Annotated in this window: 1 pseudogene; it reads left to right on the top strand. The window is 71.3% G+C overall.

The annotated features are described in order from the left end of the window. Positions 1 to 342: pseudogene (locus EXE44_RS18700) on the top strand (ABC transporter substrate-binding protein); the annotation flags it as partial.

The raw sequence follows: 342 nt of genomic DNA, 5'->3' as shown, positions 1-342 counted from the left end.
CCCGGATCACCCACCACGCGGGGATGGCGTTCGCGCTGGGCCGCGGGGACGACGTCACCGCCCTCCACGCGCCCGACTACTACGACGGCCTCTGGAACCAGTTCGTCGAGCGGCTCCCCGGCGTCTCGCTCGACTGGTCGGGGCTCTACTCCTCGTGGCAGCCCGACAAGGAGCAGCTGTACGCGCTCGACAGCGACCTCCACCTCGCGGACCCGGCGTGGATCACCCGACAGGACGCGTGGAGTCGCGAGGACATCGACGAGATCGCCGAGCGCGTCTCGCCGTGGTTCGGCAACTCGCTCTCCGACCGCCACCAGGAGCCGACGGGCGAGTGGGCCGACG

Source organism: Halorubrum sp. SS7, assembly GCF_005435055.1.
In the GTDB taxonomy this organism is placed as follows: Archaea; Halobacteriota; Halobacteria; order Halobacteriales; family Haloferacaceae; genus Halorubrum; species Halorubrum salinarum.
Note: the sequence above shows the minus strand (reverse complement) of the source record. Positions and strands in the feature narration are given on the sequence as shown.